We start from the raw sequence: 16,924 nt of genomic DNA, 5'->3' as shown, positions 1-16,924 counted from the left end.
TCGCGGGGCTCATTGCTAGGATGGGCCGAACCCCGGGCGGACGCACATCGCCCGGGCACGATCCGGCACGCGACCCCGACCCCGGAGCCCGTCCGCATGGCCATCCTCCGAGACTTCGAACGCCGACTCGAGGGCATCGTCGAGGGTTCGTTCGCCAAGGTGTTCCGTGGCGGGCTGCAACCCGTCGAGCTGGCCAAGCGCGTGCTGCGCGAGATGGACTCGGGCAAGACCGTCGGTGTTCGTGAGATATGGGCGCCGAACCGGTTCGCGTTCACCGTCTCCCAGGCCGACCACGAACGGTTCCAACAAGCGGAGGGAGCGCTCGCGGACGAGCTCCAACAGGTCTGCCGCGAACACGCGATCGAACGCAACTGGGGCCTCCTCGGTCCCCCCGAGGTGACTTTCGAGGTGGATGACGCTCTGGGCAAGGGTCGGTTCCGATGCGCCGCCGCCCTCGTCGAGGGCGTCGAACGGCTCGAGCCGTGGAAGATGCAGCAGGCTCCGCCCGCTGCCGCTGCTGCGACACCCGCGATGGGAACCGGTCACGGTGAGCCCCACGGCCCCGTGGTGCTCGCGTTCCTCGACGACGGTGGAGCGGCGGCCGGCAAGACCGTGCGCATCCAGAAGCCGAAAGTGACGATCGGACGCTTGCCCGAATGCGACGTGGTCGTCGCGGACGCGGGGGCCTCGCGGCACCACGCCCAGATCGAGCAGCGCGACGGCGCGTACGTCCTGAGCGATCTCGGGTCGACGAACGGCACCCTCGTGAACGATCAGCCCGTGACCACCTACCGCCTGCAGCTCGGCGACCGGATCACGATCGGCGAGACCGTCCTCGAGGTCCGGGGAGACTGAGGTGTCCCGCTTCGCGTTGACGCTGCTGCAGCTCGGACTGCTCGTGCTGCTGTACCTGTTCATCTGGCGCGCCGTCCGGTCGGTCTCCACGGGGATCTCGGGCCGGCAGCCCCCGGCTCCCAAGGCGGCGGCTCCCCCGGCCCCGCCGAAGCAGCGACGACGCAAGGCCGGCGGTGCGCCGCGCAGCCTCGTGATCCTCGGCAAGAACGGCAAGAAGGCCGCGACGTTCAAGCTGGAAGACCAACCTCTCGAGATCGGCCGCGCGGCGAACTGTGCGATCACGGTCGAGGACACGTTCGCGTCCCAGTCGCACGCGCGGCTGTCACCCGACGGTGAGGTGTGGGTAGTACAAGACCTCGGATCGACGAACGGAACGTTCCTCAACGAGCGACGGATCGAGGGACGTCCCCAGGTGCGGGCCGGCGACCGGATCCGGATCGGCACGACGATCCTGGAGCTGCGCGCGTGAAGGCGACCGTCGCCGCCGCGACCGACATCGGGAAGGTGCGTTCCGGGAACGAGGACGCCTACGTCGTCGAGGTTCCCCTCGTCGCGGTCGCGGACGGGATGGGCGGTCACCAGGGCGGGGAGGTCGCGTCGCACCTGGCGCTCGAGACGCTGGAGACGCTGTTCAAACACAAGCGTGGAACGCTGTCGGAACAGGTCACCGAGGCGAACAGCGCGGTGTTCGAACGCTCACTGCGCGATCTCGCCGTCGCGGGGATGGGAACGACCCTGACCGCGGCGGTCGCCGACGGCGATCGGCTGCGACTCGCGCACGTCGGCGATTCACGCGCGTACCTGCTGCGCGACGGGGAGCTGCGCTCGTTGACCGAGGATCACACGATGGTGCGCGAGATGGAGCTGCGCGGTGAGCTGACCGCGGACGAGGCCGCGAGCCACCCGCAGCGCAGCGTGTTGACGCGCGCCCTGGGAACCGAGCCCGACGTGCTCGTCGACGAGGGCATCGTCGATCTCCTCGACAACGATCGTCTGTTGCTGTGCACCGACGGGCTCACGGGGATGGTCGGCGAGGATCGGATCCTCGCGGTGCTGCGCGACACGGAGGATCCGACCGACGCCGTCCGCGCGCTCGTCTCCGAAGCGAACGAGAACGGGGGGGTCGACAACATCACCGCGGTGATCGTCGACTTCCACGGCGAGCCCGGACCCTCGTCGGCCGCGAACGCTCCCGCGTTCGCAACCGCGAACGTCCCGACCTCGACGATGCCCGGCGGGGAAGAGACGGACGAGGCACCGGGAGGGACGAGGGGCGAGTCCGATCCCGGCCGCTCGGTCCCGATCCGACGCATCGCGCTGTGGACCGGCATCGTCGTGCTCGTCCTCGTCGTGGTGCTCGTCGGCGGCCGCGCCTACCTCGACCGGCAGTGGTACGTCGGTGTCGAGGGCGATCGGGTCGCGCTGCTGCGTGGTGTTCCCTCCGAGGTCCTCGGCGTCGCCCTGCACGAGCCCGAGGTGATCACCGCGATCCCCGCCGACTCGGCGCGTCAGCTCCAGTTCTTCGCCGACCTGGCCGAGGGGATCCCGGTCGACTCGCAGGTGGCGGGCGAACAGATCATCGCCCAGATCGAAACCGACCTCGCGGAGCGTGCCGAGGCCGAGAACCCGCAGCTGAGCCCCGGTAGCGAGGGAGGCCACGCAGACCACGCCGACGGCGGCGGACAGGGCGGGGGCGGCGGACAGGGTGGCACCGCGTGAGCAGGGTCGAAGCCGCCGACCGGCGGCTCCGCGGACTGTTCCTGTTGGTGGGAGCGTTCTCGATCGCGCTGGCCGCGTACCTGCTCGTCGGGCTCGGCAAGCGGGGCAAGGTGCCGGTCACGCTGTCGCTGTACGGGACGATCTTCCTGCTCGGCTTCGCCGCCGCGTTCCTCGTGATCCGCCGCTACGCGCCGAAGGCCGACCCGGTGCTGTTCCCCTTGGCGGGGGCGCTCGCGGGTCTGGGCTTCGCGGTGATCTTCCGTCTGGACGGCAACCTCGCGGCCGAGCAGAGCACCTGGCTGATCGTCGGACTGCTCGCGTTCTGCGCGACGCTGATCGTGATCCGCGATCACCGCCAGCTCGACGCGTACACCTACACGATCGGACTGATCGGCGTGGTGCTGTTGCTGTTGCCGATCGTTCCCGGCATCGGACGGACGATCAACGGCGCACGGCTGTGGGTGGAGATCGGTCCGGTCGGGTTCCAACCCGCGGAGCTCGGCAAGGTCTTCATCGTCGTGTTCCTCGCGTCGTACCTGTCGGCCAAGCGCGAGGTGCTCGCGGTCGGCACCGGCGGCTGGGGACCGCTGCGCCTGCCGCAGGCCCGGCATCTCGGCCCGGTGCTGCTCGCGTGGGGAGCATCCCTGATGATCCTGTTCGTCCAGAAGGATCTGGGCGCGTCGCTGCTGTACTTCGCGATCTTCGTGGTGATGTTGTGGGTGGCCACCGGCCGCCCGGCCTACCTCGTGATCGGCGTGCTGCTCTTCGGCGCGGGGGCGTTCCTCGGCTATGCGACCTTCAGCCACGTGGAGACGCGGGTCGATCTGTGGCTGCACGCGCTCGATCCCTCGATGCTGCGCGAGGGAGCGAGCCAGCTCGCCGAGGGGCAGTTCGCGATGGCCAGCGGCGGGTTGGTCGGCAGCGGGCTCGGCGAGGGCGTTCCCTACCGGATCCCGTTCGCCGAGACCGACTTCATCTTCGCGGCGATCGGGGAGGAGCTGGGCTTGTTCGGCACGACCGCGGTCCTGCTGCTGTTCGTGGTCCTCGTCGGGCGGGGGCTGCAGGCTGCGATCCGCGCGACGGACGACTTCGGCAAGCTGCTCGCCGCGGGGCTCGCGACGCTGGTCGGACTCCAGGCGTTCGTGATCGTCGGCGGCGTCACGCGCGTGATCCCGCTGACCGGCGTGACGCTGCCGTTCGTCAGCTACGGCGGATCGAGCCTGGTGAGCAACTTCATCATCCTCGCGCTGCTCGTGCGGGTCTCGGCAGGGTCCGCCCCGCAGCGAGGTCCCCTCCGCGGACCGCGACGGGCGCCGAAGGAACCGTCGGCCGGGAACGAACGATCAGAGGAAGAGGCGCTCGCCGGTGGATAGACAGATCCGCAGGCTCGGCGTCGGGCTGCTCGTGCTGCTCGTGGTCCTGCTCGCCGGTGTGAACTACGTGCAGGTGTTCGCGGCCGAGGATATCGCCGACAACCCGGCGAACGCGTTCCGCCAGATCGTGGCGGAGTCCTCCGTCGACCGGGGCCGGATCCTGGCCAGCGACGCGGAGACCGAGCTGGCGTTCTCCCGGCAGACGAACGGGGAGTTCGAGTACCAGCGGCACTATCCGGACGGACCGCTGTGGGCGCACATGACGGGCTATTACTCCTTGTTCTTCGGCCGCACTGAGCTGGAACAGTCGTTCAACGAGCACCTGTCGGGCGACGCTCCCGAGCTGTTGTCCCAGACCCTCGGCGACCTGGTCCTCGGCCGCCCGAAGCGCGGCGCATCCATCATCACGAGCCTGGATCCGGAACTTCAGGAGCTCGCGATGGACATCGTCGAGGACGACGCAGAGATGCGCGAGGGCGGCGCGATCGTTGTGCTGGAACCGGATACAGGCAACGTGTTGGCGTCGGCTTCGAACCCCACCTTCGATCCGAACGCGCTGTCAACCCAGGATCCTGAGACGGCGGAGCGCGAGATCACCGCACTGAATGACGACCCGGAGCAACCCCTGCTCTCGCGGGCGAGCGACACGCTGTTCCCACCCGGCTCGGTGTTCAAGATCGTGACCGCCGCGGCCGCTCTCGAGAACGGCGACACGCGATCGACCACCTACCCGAACCCGCCGGAACTCGAGCTCGAGCTGACCGACAACACCTTGCAGAACTTCGGAGAGTCGCACTGCGCCGGAGGAGCAGCGCGGATCACGCTCGCGGACGCGTTCCAACAGTCGTGCAACGTCACCTTCGGCCACATCGCCTCCGAGCTCGGCCCGCGACGGATGGCCCGTCAGGCCGAGGCGTTCGGCTTCTGCCTCTGGAACCCGACCACGAGTGGCCGTTGCCTCACCGACACGGTTCCCTTCGACATCCCGTACACCGCGGGTCGCTTCCCGAACGAGGAGTACTTCGCGCAGAACGACCCCCTCGTGGCGTTCTCGGGGATCGGCCAGGCGGACGTGGCGACGAACCCGTTGTCGATGGCGATGGTTGCGGGCGCGGTCGCCAACGACGGAGTGCTGATGCGTCCGAGGCTGGTGACCGAGGTACGCGATCCGCAGGGACGGGTCGTGACCTCGTTCGACCCGGAGGAGGCGAGCATCGCGACCTCACCGGAGACCGCGGCAAACCTCACCGAGATGATGGTGAGCGTCGTCGAGGGCGGAACCGGCTCGGCCGCCGCGATCGCGAACGTTTCCGTGGCCGGGAAGACGGGAACCGCGCAACGTGGACCGGGCGATCTCCCCCATGCCTGGTTCGTCGCGTTCGCGCCCGCCGACGACCCGCAGGTCGCCGTTGCGGTTATCGTTCTCGACGGTGGAGATATCGGCAGCGAGATCACGGGCGGTCAGGCGTCGGCGCCGATCGCACGGACGATGATCGAAGCGGCGCTCGACGGGTAAAGGGAGCACATGGCGAACGGGGACATGAGCACGTCGGTGCTGAACGAGCGCTACCGGCTCGAGGCGCTGATCGGCGAGGGCGGGATGGCGAAGGTCTACCGGGCCCTCGACACCCAGCTCGACCGGATCGTGGCCGTCAAGATCCTCAAACCCGAGTTCGCCGCCGACCGATCGTTTGTCGACCGGTTCCGCCGTGAGGCCCAGATGGCGGCCAAGCTCAACCACCGCAACCTCGTCGGGGTCCACGACACCGGCGACGAGGGCGACGTCCACTACATCGTGATGGAGTACATCGAGGGCCGCACCCTCGCCGACTTCTTCGCCGGCGGCGGACGCCTGACCCCGATGAAGGCGACCGAGCTCGTGGAGCAGGTCGCGGGCGCACTCGCGTACGCACACCAGCAGGGCGTGATCCACCGCGACATCAAGCCCGGGAACATCATGGTGACGCGCGAAGGCGGCGTGAAGGTCACCGACTTCGGGATCGCTCGCCTCGTCACGACCGAGCACACGATCGAGCAGACGGCCGCCGTTCTGGGAACGGCGTCGTACCTGTCGCCCGAGCAAGCACGCGGCGAGGTCGTCGACGAACGCAGCGACATCTACTCGCTCGGCTGTGTCCTGTTCGAGGCGCTGACGGGCCGGCAGCTGTTCTCGGGCGACTCCCCTGTCGCGATCGCCTACAAGCACGTGAACGAACAACCGGTCGCTCCCTCGACCCTGAACCCGGAGGTGACGCCCGACCTCGACGCGGTCGTGATGCGCGCGCTGTCGAAGAACCCGGTGAACCGGTACCAGACGGCGAACGAGTTCCGCCACGACCTCGAGGCGCTGCGCAACGGCGGCCAGATCTCCGCGACCCCCTTGATGGGGGCGGCGGCCGCGACGACCCAGGTGATCCGGCCGGGCGCGGGCCAGCAGACGGCCGTGCTCCCTCCCGAAGAGGAAGAGGACAAGAAAAAGAAATGGATCGTCGGCATCATCGTCGGCCTGATCATCGTCGCCGGCCTCGCCGCCGCGGCGTGGTGGCTGGTGAGCTCGGTCCTCGACTCCAACGGGAGCAGCCGGCGGGCCCAGATCCCGACGGGCATCGTCGGATCGACCGAGGAGGACGCCCGCGACCAGCTCACGCAGGCCGGCTTCGAAAACGTCAAGGTCGAGCGTGAGGACGATGTTCCGGACGACGAGTTCGAGGTCGACGACGTCTCGAACGTGGATCCGGCCGAAGGAACCACGATCGACGTCGAACGCGAGGTCACCCTCACGGTCGTCCGCGAGCCGGGCGACGTCGAGGTGCCGAGCGTCACGGGTAGCTCGGAGGCTGACGCCCAGGCGCTGCTGGAGGGTGATCCCTACAACTTCGTGGTCAGGTCCAAGCCCCGTTTCAACCCAGCGCCCGCCGGTGAGGTCTACGGTACGAATCCCGAGGAGGGCTCATCCCTGACACCGGGGTCGTCGATCGTGTTGCTCGTCTCGCGCGGCCCGGAGCCCTCACCAACACCCACGGAAACGCTCGTGGTGGTACCGGACGTCGTCTGCCGCCCTGAGAATGCGGCCGTGAACAAGCTAGCCGCCAGAGGCTTCGTCGCTCAGAACGTCGGAGAGGCCTCGCATCCCGATTGCGGGCCCGGAAGGGTGGCCAAACAACAGCCGGTCGGCGACTCCTCTCTCCCCGAAGGTTCGACGGTCAAGTACTGGGTCACCCCCGACGAACCCCCGTCCCCGCCGCCCTCCTCGAGGATCGATAACTCCGGGAAGGGTTCGGACAACGGCAAGGGTCCGAAGGACAAGCCGGGCAAGGGTCCCAAGGACAAGGACAACTCCGGGAAGGGCTGAGCGGCTGATCCGGCGGCGGCGTGCCGCCGCCCCGCAGTAAGCTCCGATCGATGGCGCTCTGGTTCGCTTCCGAGGAGTTCTCCGACGACGAGCGCGCCCTGCTGTCGCGCTACTTCACCAACCTCGATCAGCCCGTCTTCGCGCTGATCAACATGCCCGAGGTCGTCAAGGGCGCCCTGTTCGCGCGCTACTCGCGGACACCGAAGTCGATCCGTCGGCTGTTCCTCGACGAGTTCGCCGAGCAGGTCGCCGACGGACGCGTCCCCGAACCGACGATGGGCGAGGAGCGCGCCGAGAAGCTGTTCGATCGCGTGTTCGTCGAGTACGGCGACGACTCGGTCGCCCAGCTCGGCGGGGTACACCTCGCGTGCGAGCAGGCCTCGCAGCTGCTGTGCAAGCAGCTCGAGTGGGGCCGCCTCGCCGCTTATCTCGAACAGTCCACCCGCTACATGCGCTACGACGACCGACCAGGGGATCGCTGGCGCCTCACGATGCCCCCCGAGCTCGAGGGAACGCCGCACGAGGTGACGTTCTCGGCGTTCGCCGATCTCGCGTTCGAGACCTACGGCCGCCTGTTCGAGCCGATGCAGTCCTACTACCGCGAACGGTTCCCGCAGCAGCAGGGTGATTCCGACTTCGTCTACCGCTCCACGATCCAGGCGAAGACCTGCGACACCCTTCGTGGACTGCTCCCGGCCGCGACCCGTTCGAACATGGGGATCTACGCGACCGGCCAGGCCTACGAGCAGCTCCTGCTGCGCCTGCGCGCCCACCCGCTCCAGGAGATGCGCGAGTACGGCGACCTGATGCTGACCGAGCTGCGCAAGGTGATCCCCGCGTTCCTCAAGCGCGTCGACGTCGAGGATCGTGGCGTCGCGTGGTCGCGCTACCTCGCCGAACGGCGAGAAGCGCTGGCGGACGTCGCCGCGAAGTTCACCGCTGGGGTTCCCACGGGTGCGCGCGACGAGGTCACGCTCACCGATTCCGACCCCGAGGGAGAAGTGAAGGTCGTGGCGGCGGCGCTGTACGCGTCGAGCGGGCTCCCTGACGACCGTCTGCTCGTGCTCGCGCGCGGCATGCGCGACGACGAGCGGGCCTCGGTGCTGACCGCGGCCGTCGGTGACCGCGCGAACCGACGCCACAAGCCCGGACGCGCGTTCGAGCGCACCGGGTACCGCTTCGACGTGCTCTGCGACTACGGGGCGTTCCGCGATCTGCAGCGACACCGCCTGCTCACGGTCGAGTGGCAGCCGCTGACGACCGCGAACGGCTACGAGCTGCCGCCCGAGATCGACGAGGCCGGCTTCGCCCACGAGGTCGGGCACGTGCTCGATCTGTCCGCCGCGCTCGAGCGTGAGCTGCTCGACGCGGGCTTCACCGACGCGGCGCAGTACGCGGTGGCGATGCAGTACCGGATCCGGTTCGCACTGCAGATGAACGCACGCGAGGCGATGCACCTGATCGAGCTGCGCAGCTCACCCCAGGGCCACCCGACCTACCGGCGCGTCGCGCACCGGATGCACGAGCTGATCCGCGACCACGCGGGCCACACCGCGATCGCCGCGGCGATGCAGCACGTCGACCGCTCCGACGTCGACCTCGAACGCCTCGAGGCCGAGCGGCGCACCGAGGCCAAGCGCCGCGCGCTCGACGGCCCGGCCTGAGGCTACGGCCCGCGGAACCCCCGGACGCCGATCCCGCGCTTTCGCAGCTTCGCGTTCAGCTCGATCGCGTACGGATGCTCCTCGACCGTGAGCTCCTTTGGGTTATCGACCAGGAAGCGCACCGTGTCGCCGTCGCCATAGCGGCGGAGCGCCACGCCGTAGCCCTTGACGACCTTCGCAGCGGCGTCCGCGTCTGCGGATGCCACCGAGAACCGCAGCGGTCCGTCGAAGTTCGGCAGCGCTGCCGCCGCCTCGCGGGCACGACGCTCCGCGTCGGCGCGGACGGCTGAACCGATCCGCGGCGCGACGCCCCCGGCGGGATCGGGGCCGAAGATCGCGTTCCACAACACGCGCTGCATCCCTTCGGGCATGCCGCGCCGGTTGGGATCCGCGGGGAAGATCACGACCCGGCCGCTGCCGGCGCGCTCGTCGACGCAGACGGCCGTCGTCGCGACCGCCTTCGGGTTATCGATGTACCCGGAGGCGAACCAATCGTCGTCGTCCGCGCTCGGGTAGACGATCGGCGTCGCGGACGGACCGGCCTTCGCGATCAGATCGTCGTCGAACAACACCCATGCGAACTCGCCCACCGTGTCCGCCAACGGGCTGGAGGGGTCAACCCGTGAGCGGAGCAGCGTTCCGGGAACGTCGGCCGCCGGGAAGTGCAGCCGGGCGGTCGACAGTCCCAACAGGGCAGCGAGTCGCGCCCCACCGCCGCGGTAGCCGACGTAGCGTCCTCCACCGTTCACCCAGTCGACGAGCGCGCGTTGACCGGGCGGCTTCAGCAGCTTCATGCCCCGCGTCGATCCCGAGCCCGGTGTGACGAGGACGTCGATGTCCTCCAGCGCGCCGTCTCTCACATCAACGGGTCGCAGCTCCGTGTACGGGATGTCCCATCGCTGGTCGAACAGCCACCGCGTCCCCTGGTAGGACTCGTAGGAGAACGTCCCCTTCGACTGGAGGAACAACCCGATCCGCGGCGCCCCAGCGGGTGGACCGGGGGGCGCGGGTTCGGCCACCGCCGGCGCCGTCGATGCCGCAGGGTGCAGCTCCTCACCCGACATCCCGCCATCGAGGTTCGCGAGGAGCGGAAGGCTCCAGCCACTCAGGCTGAAGGTGAACAGCGTCGGCATGTAGGTGTTCTCGTTGAGCATCGCCTGGATCCAGTGCTTCTGCGGCTGGGCCATCGGGACCCAGTACGTCCCGGCCGGGAGCATGCGCGGCGCCGGGTCCCGGCCGTACGCGCGGAAGTCGGGCACCTGCAGCGGCGCGTCGAGGCGATCGACCCTCACGTCCATCCGTTGGAGCCGGCGGATCAGGCGGCGCAGCTCGGGCTGCTTGTCGGCCTGCGGCGGGAAGAAGTAGTGCCGCAGCGGCCGGCGGTCGACCTTCATCCGCGGCTTCCGCTGCGGGTTGAAATAGCGGCGGTTGCGCTCCAGCAACCCGATCTCCCCTTGTCGCACCGCCTTGGCGAAGATCAGATGCAGCTCGTTCAGCAGGCGCTCCTTGTTCGCGGCCGCCTGGGTCACAGCGATCCACTGGATCACGAGGTGTTTCGTCGACCGGCGTTCGATCGTCGTGCCGTTGTAGACCTCGATCGTCATCCCGGCGCCCTGGAAGCCCATCGCGCCGAGCGTGTCGCCGAACTGCGGGGCGAAGAAGTCGTAGACGCTGCCGTTGAAGAAGTCCCATCCCCGCTCGACGAACTCGGCGGCGAATGCCGCACCGTAGAGGTCCTCGATCCACTCGATCACGGTCTCGTCGGTCTCCTGATACTGGGGGTCGTTGTTCGGCGGGAAGAACGAACGGAAGAACCCGAACTCGTGGTCGTCGAGGAACAGCAACGGCGGGTAGCGACGCATCAGCTCGACGCGTGCATCGGTCTCGGGCTGGGTCCGCACGTGCGTGTCGCGGTTCAGGTCGAACCCGTAGATGTTGCGACGCTGGTCCAGCTCGCGTCCGTCGGGATTCTGCACCGGGACGAACACCACGATCGCATTGTTCAAGACATTGCGCACGACGCAGTCGTCGCGATCGGCCAGCTCGTACAACGCCTGCAAGGAGGCGTCGGTACCGCTCTCCTCGCTGCCGTGGACGTTCGCGGCGATCCACAGGATCGCGGGGGTGGTCTTCGCGAGCTCGGCAACCTCGCCGTCCGGGGTCTGCGGATCGCGGATCTTCGCGGTCGCCGCGCGGATCGACGCGAGCCCGGCGGGCGTGACGTTCGAAGGCTTGCCGAGGATCGCATAACGGATCGGCCTTCCTTGCCACGAGGTGCCGAGCGAGTCGGTGATCACGCGGGGGCTCGCCGCCGCCACCGCGCCGAGGTAGGCATCGGACTCGGCGGTCGTCACCTCCCGATCGACACCGACGTCGAACCCGAGCACGTCCTCGGGGCTCGGCACGACGCCCATGAACTCGGCCGGCGTGTCGAAGACGTCGCATCCCCCGCCCGCGCGGGCGGTCGAGGCGATCGGCAGTGTCGCCGCGGCAGCCGCGACGGCCGAGGCCTGCAGGAACCGCCGGCGCGTCAGCGGTGCGCGAACGGTGGTCTCGTCGGACATCAGCGATCTCCCCCTTCGGCGGACCACGCCCGCCTCGCGATCTCCCGTGCTCCGGCAGCATGGCCCAGGTCGCCGGGGGTTGGGAAGGGACCGAAGGACTAGTCAGCGACGGGCCGGGCTCTCTGAGCCGGCATCCCCGGGGAGGGCCCGGGGGTTTCCCGTAAGCTGTGCGGACCGCGATGGACCGTCAAACCACCTTCCTGCTTGCCATGAGCATGCTGATCGCGGCCGGGATCGCCGTCTCGGCCGCCGGTTGGACCCTGTTCGCGCGCGACCGCCGGGCGCACCGGGCCCCCTCGGCCGCGCTCGCCGGCGACCCCACCTCCGACGCGACCCATCACGAGGCGTCCGAGGAGCGGTAGATGCTCGAGCTCCTCGACCTCCGCGAGCGGAGGGAGCGCCTCGAGCCTCGACGTCTCGAGCCGGACCCTGCCGTCACAGAACCCGTACGTGAGCTGATCGCGCGCGTGCGCGGCGAGGGCGACGCCGCCCTCGTCGACCTCGCGCTCCGGTTCGACGGCGCGGACCTTCGCGGAACCGGTCTGCGCGCAACCCCCGCAGAGTTCGAGCGCGCACAGGTGGAGGTGCCCGAGGTCCTGCGCGTCGCGATCGACGATCTGATCGAGCGGGTCACCGACCTGCACCGGCGCCAGCTCCCCCCCGAGTGGCGAGACGAACGCGCCGGCACCCGCTTCGGGGAGGTCGTTCGCCCGATCAGTGCAGCGGGCTGCTACGTCCCGGGCGGTCGTGCGATGTACCCGTCCTCGGTGGCGATGACGGTCGTTCCCGCTGTCGTCGCCGGCGTCGAGGAGATCGTGGTGTGCACACCCGCGGGCGCCGACGGGTCGATTTCGCCGGCCGTGCTGTACGCAGCGCTCCGGGCGGGAGCGACCGCGGTGGTCAAGACCGGCGGCGCGCAGGCGATCGCAGCCATGGCCTTCGGCACCGAGAGCGTTCCCGCCGTGGATCGGATCGTCGGTCCCGGCAACGCCTACGTGACCGAGGCGAAGCGCCAGCTGAACGGCCTCGTCGGGATCGACGGACTCGCCGGCCCCAGCGAGCTGACGGTGGTGGCCGACGCGGACGCGGATCCCGAGCTGATCGCGATCGACCTGATCGCCCAGGCGGAACACGATCCGGACGCGAGCACGAACCTCGTCGCCACCGACGCGCGACTCGTCGAGCGCGTCGCGGCCGCGCTCGCCGCCGAGGTGGTCAAGGCCGGCCGGAAGGAGATCGTCGAGCAAGCGCTGACCCGTAACCGCGCCTACCTGGTCGCTGATCTCGAGCAGGCGACCGACGCGGTCAACGACCTCGCGGCCGAGCACCTGCAGGTGCTCGTCGCCGATCCTCGCGGGTTCGTGGCGGGAGTGCGCAACGCCGGCGCGATCTTCCTCGGACCGTGGACGGCTGTTCCCTTCGGCGACTACGGGGTCGCCTCGAACCACGTGCTGCCTACCGCCGGTACCGCCCGCTTCGCGTCGGGCCTGCGCGCAGCGGACTTCGTCACGGTGAGCTCGGTGATCGAGATGGATCCCGGTGCGGTGCGCGAGCTCTCCCCGTCGGTCGTGGCGATCGCCGAGAGCGAGGGACTCGTCGGGCACGCCCGTGCGGTTCGCGTCCGCGACGAGCGCGCCGTGGAAGGCGGGGACGCATGAGCGCCGACCCTCGCCCCGGGATCCGCGACACCGGACCGTACGTGTCCCCGCAGCTCGACGTCGCCGCGCGACTGAACACGAACGAGTGTCCGTTCCCCCTGCCCGAGGGCTTCTCGGCCGACCTCGGACGCGCGGTCGCCGAGCTGGCGCTGAACCGCTACCCCGACGGGCAGGCGACGCGCCTTCGAGAGGGGCTCGCGGCGTCGGCCGGCCACGCGGTCGAGGGAACGTGGGCCGCGAACGGGTCGAACGAGATCCTGACCGAGCTGCTCAGTGCGTACGGCGGCCCGGGCCGCAGCGCACTCATGTTCGAGCCCACCTACCCGCTGCACTCGCGCCTGTCGTGGCTCACCAACACCGAGGTCGTCCGCCGCGAGCTCGGGGAACGGTTCACGATCGGCGACGAAGAGATCGTACAGGCCGTGGCGGCCGAGCCGAATGTCGTGTTCGTCTGTTCCCCGAACAACCCGACCGGCAACGCGCAGCCCGTCGAGATCACGCGGGCGCTCGCCGAGGCGCTGCCCACGTCGCTCGTGATCGTCGACGAGGCCTACATCGAGTTCGGCGGCGAGAGCGCGCTCCCCCTGGTGGCCTCGCGCCCGAACGTCGTCGTGGTCCGCACGCTCTCGAAGGCGTTCGCGCTCGCGGGAGCGCGCGTGGGCTACTGCCTCGCCGACCCGCAGGTGGTCGACGACCTTCGGGTGGTGCGGTTGCCCTATCACCTGTCGGCGCTCACCCAGGCCGCCGGCATCACCGCGCTGCACCACCGCACGGAGGCGGTGGCGATCCTGGATGCGATCCGGCGCGAACGCGATCGTATCGTCGCGGCGTTGCAGGCGCTCGTGGGCGTAACGGTGTTCCCGAGCGACGCGAACTTCGTGCTGTTCACACCACCGGGCGGAACGGACGCCAAAGACCTCTGGCAGCGGCTGCTCGACCGCAGTGTCCTCGTACGCGATCTCACCACAGTGGTGCCGCAAGGACTGCGCGTGACGGCCGGCGCACCCGACGAAGTGGATCTGTTCCTGAAGACGATGAAGGAGGTGCTGTGATGAGCGAGGCCCCGCGACGCGCGAGCGTCGATCGCACGACGAAGGAGACCCAGATCCGTGTCGAGCTCCAGCTCGACGGAGATGGAGCGGCCAACGCCGACACCGGGATGCCGTTCTTCGATCACATGCTGGGCCAGCTCGGCAAGCACGCCGGGTTCGATCTGGACGTCGCCGCGAAGGGCGACCTCGACGTCGACGGCCACCACACCGTGGAGGACATCGGGCTGGCCGTCGGCCAGGCGCTGTCCGAGGCTCTCGGCGACAAAGCGGGGATCCGGCGGTTCGGATCGTGTTCGGTTCCGATCGACGAGGCCCTGGTGGACTGCGCCCTCGATCTGTCCGGGCGCCCCTACCTCGTGCACGAGGTTCCCGTTCCCGCGGAAACGATCGGCGCCTTCGACACGGGGCTGACCGAGGACTTCATGCAGGCGTTCGCGACGAGCGCGCAGATGACGCTGCACCTGCGGCTGGTCTCCGGCCGCAGCCCGCACCACGTCGTCGAGGCGGAGTTCAAGTCACTGGCACGCGCCCTCGGCGACGCGGTGAGCCTGACCGGCCGCTCCACGATCCCGTCCACGAAGGGAACCCTGTGACCTCGATCGCGGTCCTGGACTACGACTCCGGGAACCTGCACTCGGTGGCACGCGCCCTCGAGCGGGTCGGTGCGGATGTGCGAGTGACCGACGACGGCGGCGAGGCGGCTCGCACCGACGCGGTGCTCGTTCCCGGCGTGGGGCATTTCGGCGCGTGCAAGCGCAGCCTCGCGATGCGCGGGCTCGATGTCGTCGTGCGAGACGCGGTGGCCTCCGGGCGACCGGTGTTCGGTGTCTGCGTGGGCCTGCAGGTGTTCCTGAACGGGAGCGAGGAGGACACGGAAGAAGGGATCGGCGTTCTCGAAGGAACCTCGCGGTTGCTGACCGGCGAGATCAAGGTGCCGCACATGGGATGGAACGAGGTCGCCTGGACCGCTGCGCACCCGTACACGGCCCAGCTCCCCTCGGGAACACGGTTCTACTTCGTCCACTCCTACGCCCCCGACGTCGACACGCCCGGGACGATCGGCACGACCGAGCACGGGCGGGTGTTCGCATCGGTGCTGGCGCGCGACAACGTGTTCGCGACGCAGTTCCACCCCGAGAAGTCCGGCGAGGCCGGATTGCAGCTCTACGAGACGTTCGTGAAGGAGGCCGGATCCCGATGATCGTGATCCCGGCGATCGACCTGCGCGGCGGGCGCGCGGTACGGCTGTTCCGGGGCGACCCGGAGGCCGAGACCGAGTACGCGACCGAGCCCGTGGAGGTGGCGAAGCGGTTCGAGGAGGACGGAGCGCGGCGCCTGCATCTCGTCGACCTCGACGCCGCCCTCGGCACCGGCGACAACCGCGAGAGCGTGAAGGAGATCATCCGCACGGTGGCGATCCCCGTGCAGCTCGGCGGTGGGATCCGCACGATGGAAGCGCTCGACACGGTGCTCGCTCCGCGCATGGCCGAACGCGCGGTGCTCGGTACCGCCGCCGCTGCGAACCCCGATTTCGTGCGTGACGCCGTCGCGAAGTACGACGACAGGATCGTCGTCGCCGTCGACGTCAAAGACGGCCGCGTGATGGTGCGCGGTTGGCAAGAGGCCGGCCCGCCGATCGAGGAGTCGATCCCCGCGCTCACCACGGCCGGCTCTCCCCGCTACCTCGTCACCTCGATCAAGATGGACGGCACGATGGACGGTCCCGATACCGAGCTGTACGAACGGGTGATCGAGCTCGCGGGAGATGTTCCGGTGATCGCGAGCGGCGGCGTTCGCAACGCGGAGGACGTCTGGGGGCTCCGCGAGCTCGGGTGCGAGGCGGCCGTGGTCGGCAAGGCCTTCTACGTCGGTACGATCAAGCTCTCGGAGGTCGTCCGGGGATGACCCTCGCCACCCGCCTGATCCCGTGCCTGGACGTCGACGCGGGCCGCGTCGTGAAGGGGACGAACTTCGTCGACCTCCGCGACGCGGGCGACCCGGTCGAGCTGGCCGCGCGCTACGACGCCGAGGGCGCAGACGAGCTCGTGTTCCTCGACATCACCGCGACGGTCGAAGGACGTGCGAGCACGCTCGAGGTGATCGGCGCGACCGCCGAGCAGGTGTTCATCCCGCTCACGGTCGGCGGCGGGGTGAGGACCGAGGACGACGTTCGGGCGTTGCTCCGGGCGGGTGCGGACAAGGTGGCGATCAACTCCGCGGCGGTGCGCGAGCCCGCGCTGCTCCAGCGGTGCGCGGACCGCTTCGGCACCCAGTGCATCGTGATCGCGATCGACGCGCGAGCCACCGGTGAGTCGGCCGACGAACGCTGGGAGGTCGTGGTCGACGCGGGCCGCACCCCGACGGATCGTCGGGCGGTCGAGTGGGCGGTCGAGGCGACCGCCCAGCGGGGCGCGGGCGAGATCCTGCTCACCTCGATGGACCGGGACGGCACGGGCGAGGGCTACGATCTCGAGCTGCTGCGTGCGGTCGGCTCCGCGACGACGGTCCCCCTGGTCGCGAGCGGCGGCGCGGGAGCGAAGGAGGACTTCGGCGACGCGGTGCTCGACGGCGGCGCCGACGCGGTGCTCGCGGCGAGCCGGTTCCACTTCGAGGAGCTCTCGATCCGCGAGGTCAAGTCCTCGATGGCCGAGCGCGGCATCCCGGTGCGGCTGTGAGGGGGAAGAAGG

General features: G+C 69.6%; 15 protein-coding genes. 14 read left to right on the top strand and 1 reads right to left on the bottom strand.

The window, feature by feature from the left end; translation table 11 throughout:
- Window positions 1-96: 96 nt before the first annotated feature.
- Genes WEF05_02955 through WEF05_02925 form a run of 7 tightly spaced genes read left to right on the top strand, consistent with a single transcriptional unit; the run spans window position 97 to window position 8,963 of the window.
- Window positions 97-855, top strand: coding sequence for a DUF3662 and FHA domain-containing protein (locus WEF05_02955; GenBank protein ID MEX1100860.1), 759 nt, complete (start codon window positions 97-99; stop codon window positions 853-855).
- 1 nt (window position 856) lies between these two features.
- Window positions 857-1,324, top strand: coding sequence for an FHA domain-containing protein (locus WEF05_02950; protein MEX1100859.1), 468 nt, complete (start codon window positions 857-859; stop codon window positions 1,322-1,324).
- On the top strand, window positions 1,321-2,574 hold the full coding sequence (locus WEF05_02945) for a Stp1/IreP family PP2C-type Ser/Thr phosphatase (GenBank protein ID MEX1100858.1): 1,254 nt from the start codon (window positions 1,321-1,323) through the stop codon (window positions 2,572-2,574). The genes WEF05_02950 and WEF05_02945 overlap by 4 nt, the downstream gene beginning before the upstream one ends.
- Window positions 2,571-3,947: an FtsW/RodA/SpoVE family cell cycle protein gene (locus tag WEF05_02940; protein ID MEX1100857.1), complete on the top strand. Its 1,377-nt coding sequence runs from the start codon at window positions 2,571-2,573 to the stop codon at window positions 3,945-3,947. The genes WEF05_02945 and WEF05_02940 overlap by 4 nt, the downstream gene beginning before the upstream one ends.
- Window positions 3,940-5,463 (top strand): penicillin-binding protein 2, encoded by a 1,524-nt coding sequence (locus tag WEF05_02935; protein ID MEX1100856.1) that lies wholly within the window; start codon window positions 3,940-3,942, stop codon window positions 5,461-5,463. Before WEF05_02940 ends, WEF05_02935 begins: the two co-directional genes overlap by 8 nt.
- Before the next feature lie 9 nt (window positions 5,464-5,472).
- Complete coding sequence (gene pknB, locus WEF05_02930) at window positions 5,473-7,299, top strand: Stk1 family PASTA domain-containing Ser/Thr kinase (protein MEX1100855.1); 1,827 nt, start codon at window positions 5,473-5,475, stop codon at window positions 7,297-7,299.
- A 50-nt stretch (window positions 7,300-7,349) separates the two neighbouring features.
- Window positions 7,350-8,963, top strand: a complete 1,614-nt coding sequence (locus tag WEF05_02925; protein MEX1100854.1) for an FAD-dependent thymidylate synthase — start codon at window positions 7,350-7,352, stop codon at window positions 8,961-8,963.
- A 2-nt stretch (window positions 8,964-8,965) separates the two neighbouring features.
- On the opposite strand, the gene WEF05_02920 is transcribed toward WEF05_02925, so the two are convergent.
- On the bottom strand, window positions 8,966-11,527 hold the full coding sequence (locus WEF05_02920; protein MEX1100853.1) for a M14 family zinc carboxypeptidase: 2,562 nt from the start codon (window positions 11,525-11,527) through the stop codon (window positions 8,966-8,968).
- 179 nt (window positions 11,528-11,706) lie between these two features.
- Here WEF05_02920 and WEF05_02915 point away from each other — a divergent pair, with 179 nt between their 5' ends.
- Genes WEF05_02915 through hisF form a run of 7 tightly spaced genes read left to right on the top strand, consistent with a single transcriptional unit; the run spans window position 11,707 to window position 16,912 of the window.
- Window positions 11,707-11,889, top strand: a complete 183-nt coding sequence (locus tag WEF05_02915; GenBank protein ID MEX1100852.1) for a hypothetical protein — start codon at window positions 11,707-11,709, stop codon at window positions 11,887-11,889.
- A complete protein-coding gene (gene hisD, locus WEF05_02910; GenBank protein MEX1100851.1) occupies window positions 11,890-13,185 on the top strand; it encodes a histidinol dehydrogenase in 1,296 nt (431 codons plus the stop codon). It begins immediately after the preceding gene.
- Entirely contained in the window at window positions 13,182-14,237 is a 1,056-nt protein-coding gene (gene hisC, locus WEF05_02905; GenBank protein MEX1100850.1) for a histidinol-phosphate transaminase, read from the top strand. Before hisD ends, hisC begins: the two co-directional genes overlap by 4 nt.
- Entirely contained in the window at window positions 14,237-14,830 is a 594-nt protein-coding gene (gene hisB, locus WEF05_02900) for an imidazoleglycerol-phosphate dehydratase HisB (GenBank protein ID MEX1100849.1), read from the top strand. The genes hisC and hisB overlap by 1 nt, the downstream gene beginning before the upstream one ends.
- Entirely contained in the window at window positions 14,827-15,438 is a 612-nt protein-coding gene (gene hisH / locus WEF05_02895; GenBank protein ID MEX1100848.1) for an imidazole glycerol phosphate synthase subunit HisH, read from the top strand. Before hisB ends, hisH begins: the two co-directional genes overlap by 4 nt.
- The gene (hisA, locus tag WEF05_02890; protein MEX1100847.1) at window positions 15,435-16,142 is read left to right on the top strand and encodes a 1-(5-phosphoribosyl)-5-[(5-phosphoribosylamino)methylideneamino]imidazole-4-carboxamide isomerase; all 708 of its coding nucleotides are present in this window, start codon (window positions 15,435-15,437) and stop codon (window positions 16,140-16,142) included. The genes hisH and hisA overlap by 4 nt, the downstream gene beginning before the upstream one ends.
- Complete coding sequence (gene hisF, locus WEF05_02885; GenBank protein ID MEX1100846.1) at window positions 16,139-16,912, top strand: imidazole glycerol phosphate synthase subunit HisF; 774 nt, start codon at window positions 16,139-16,141, stop codon at window positions 16,910-16,912. The genes hisA and hisF overlap by 4 nt, the downstream gene beginning before the upstream one ends.
- Window positions 16,913-16,924: the final 12 nt, after the last annotated feature.

The sequence above is a fragment of the Actinomycetota bacterium genome, assembly GCA_040881665.1.
GTDB lineage: Bacteria > Actinomycetota > UBA4738 > UBA4738 > HRBIN12 > JBBDWR01.
The sequence above is the reverse complement of the archived record's forward strand: the minus strand, read 5'-3'. Positions and strand labels throughout refer to the sequence as shown.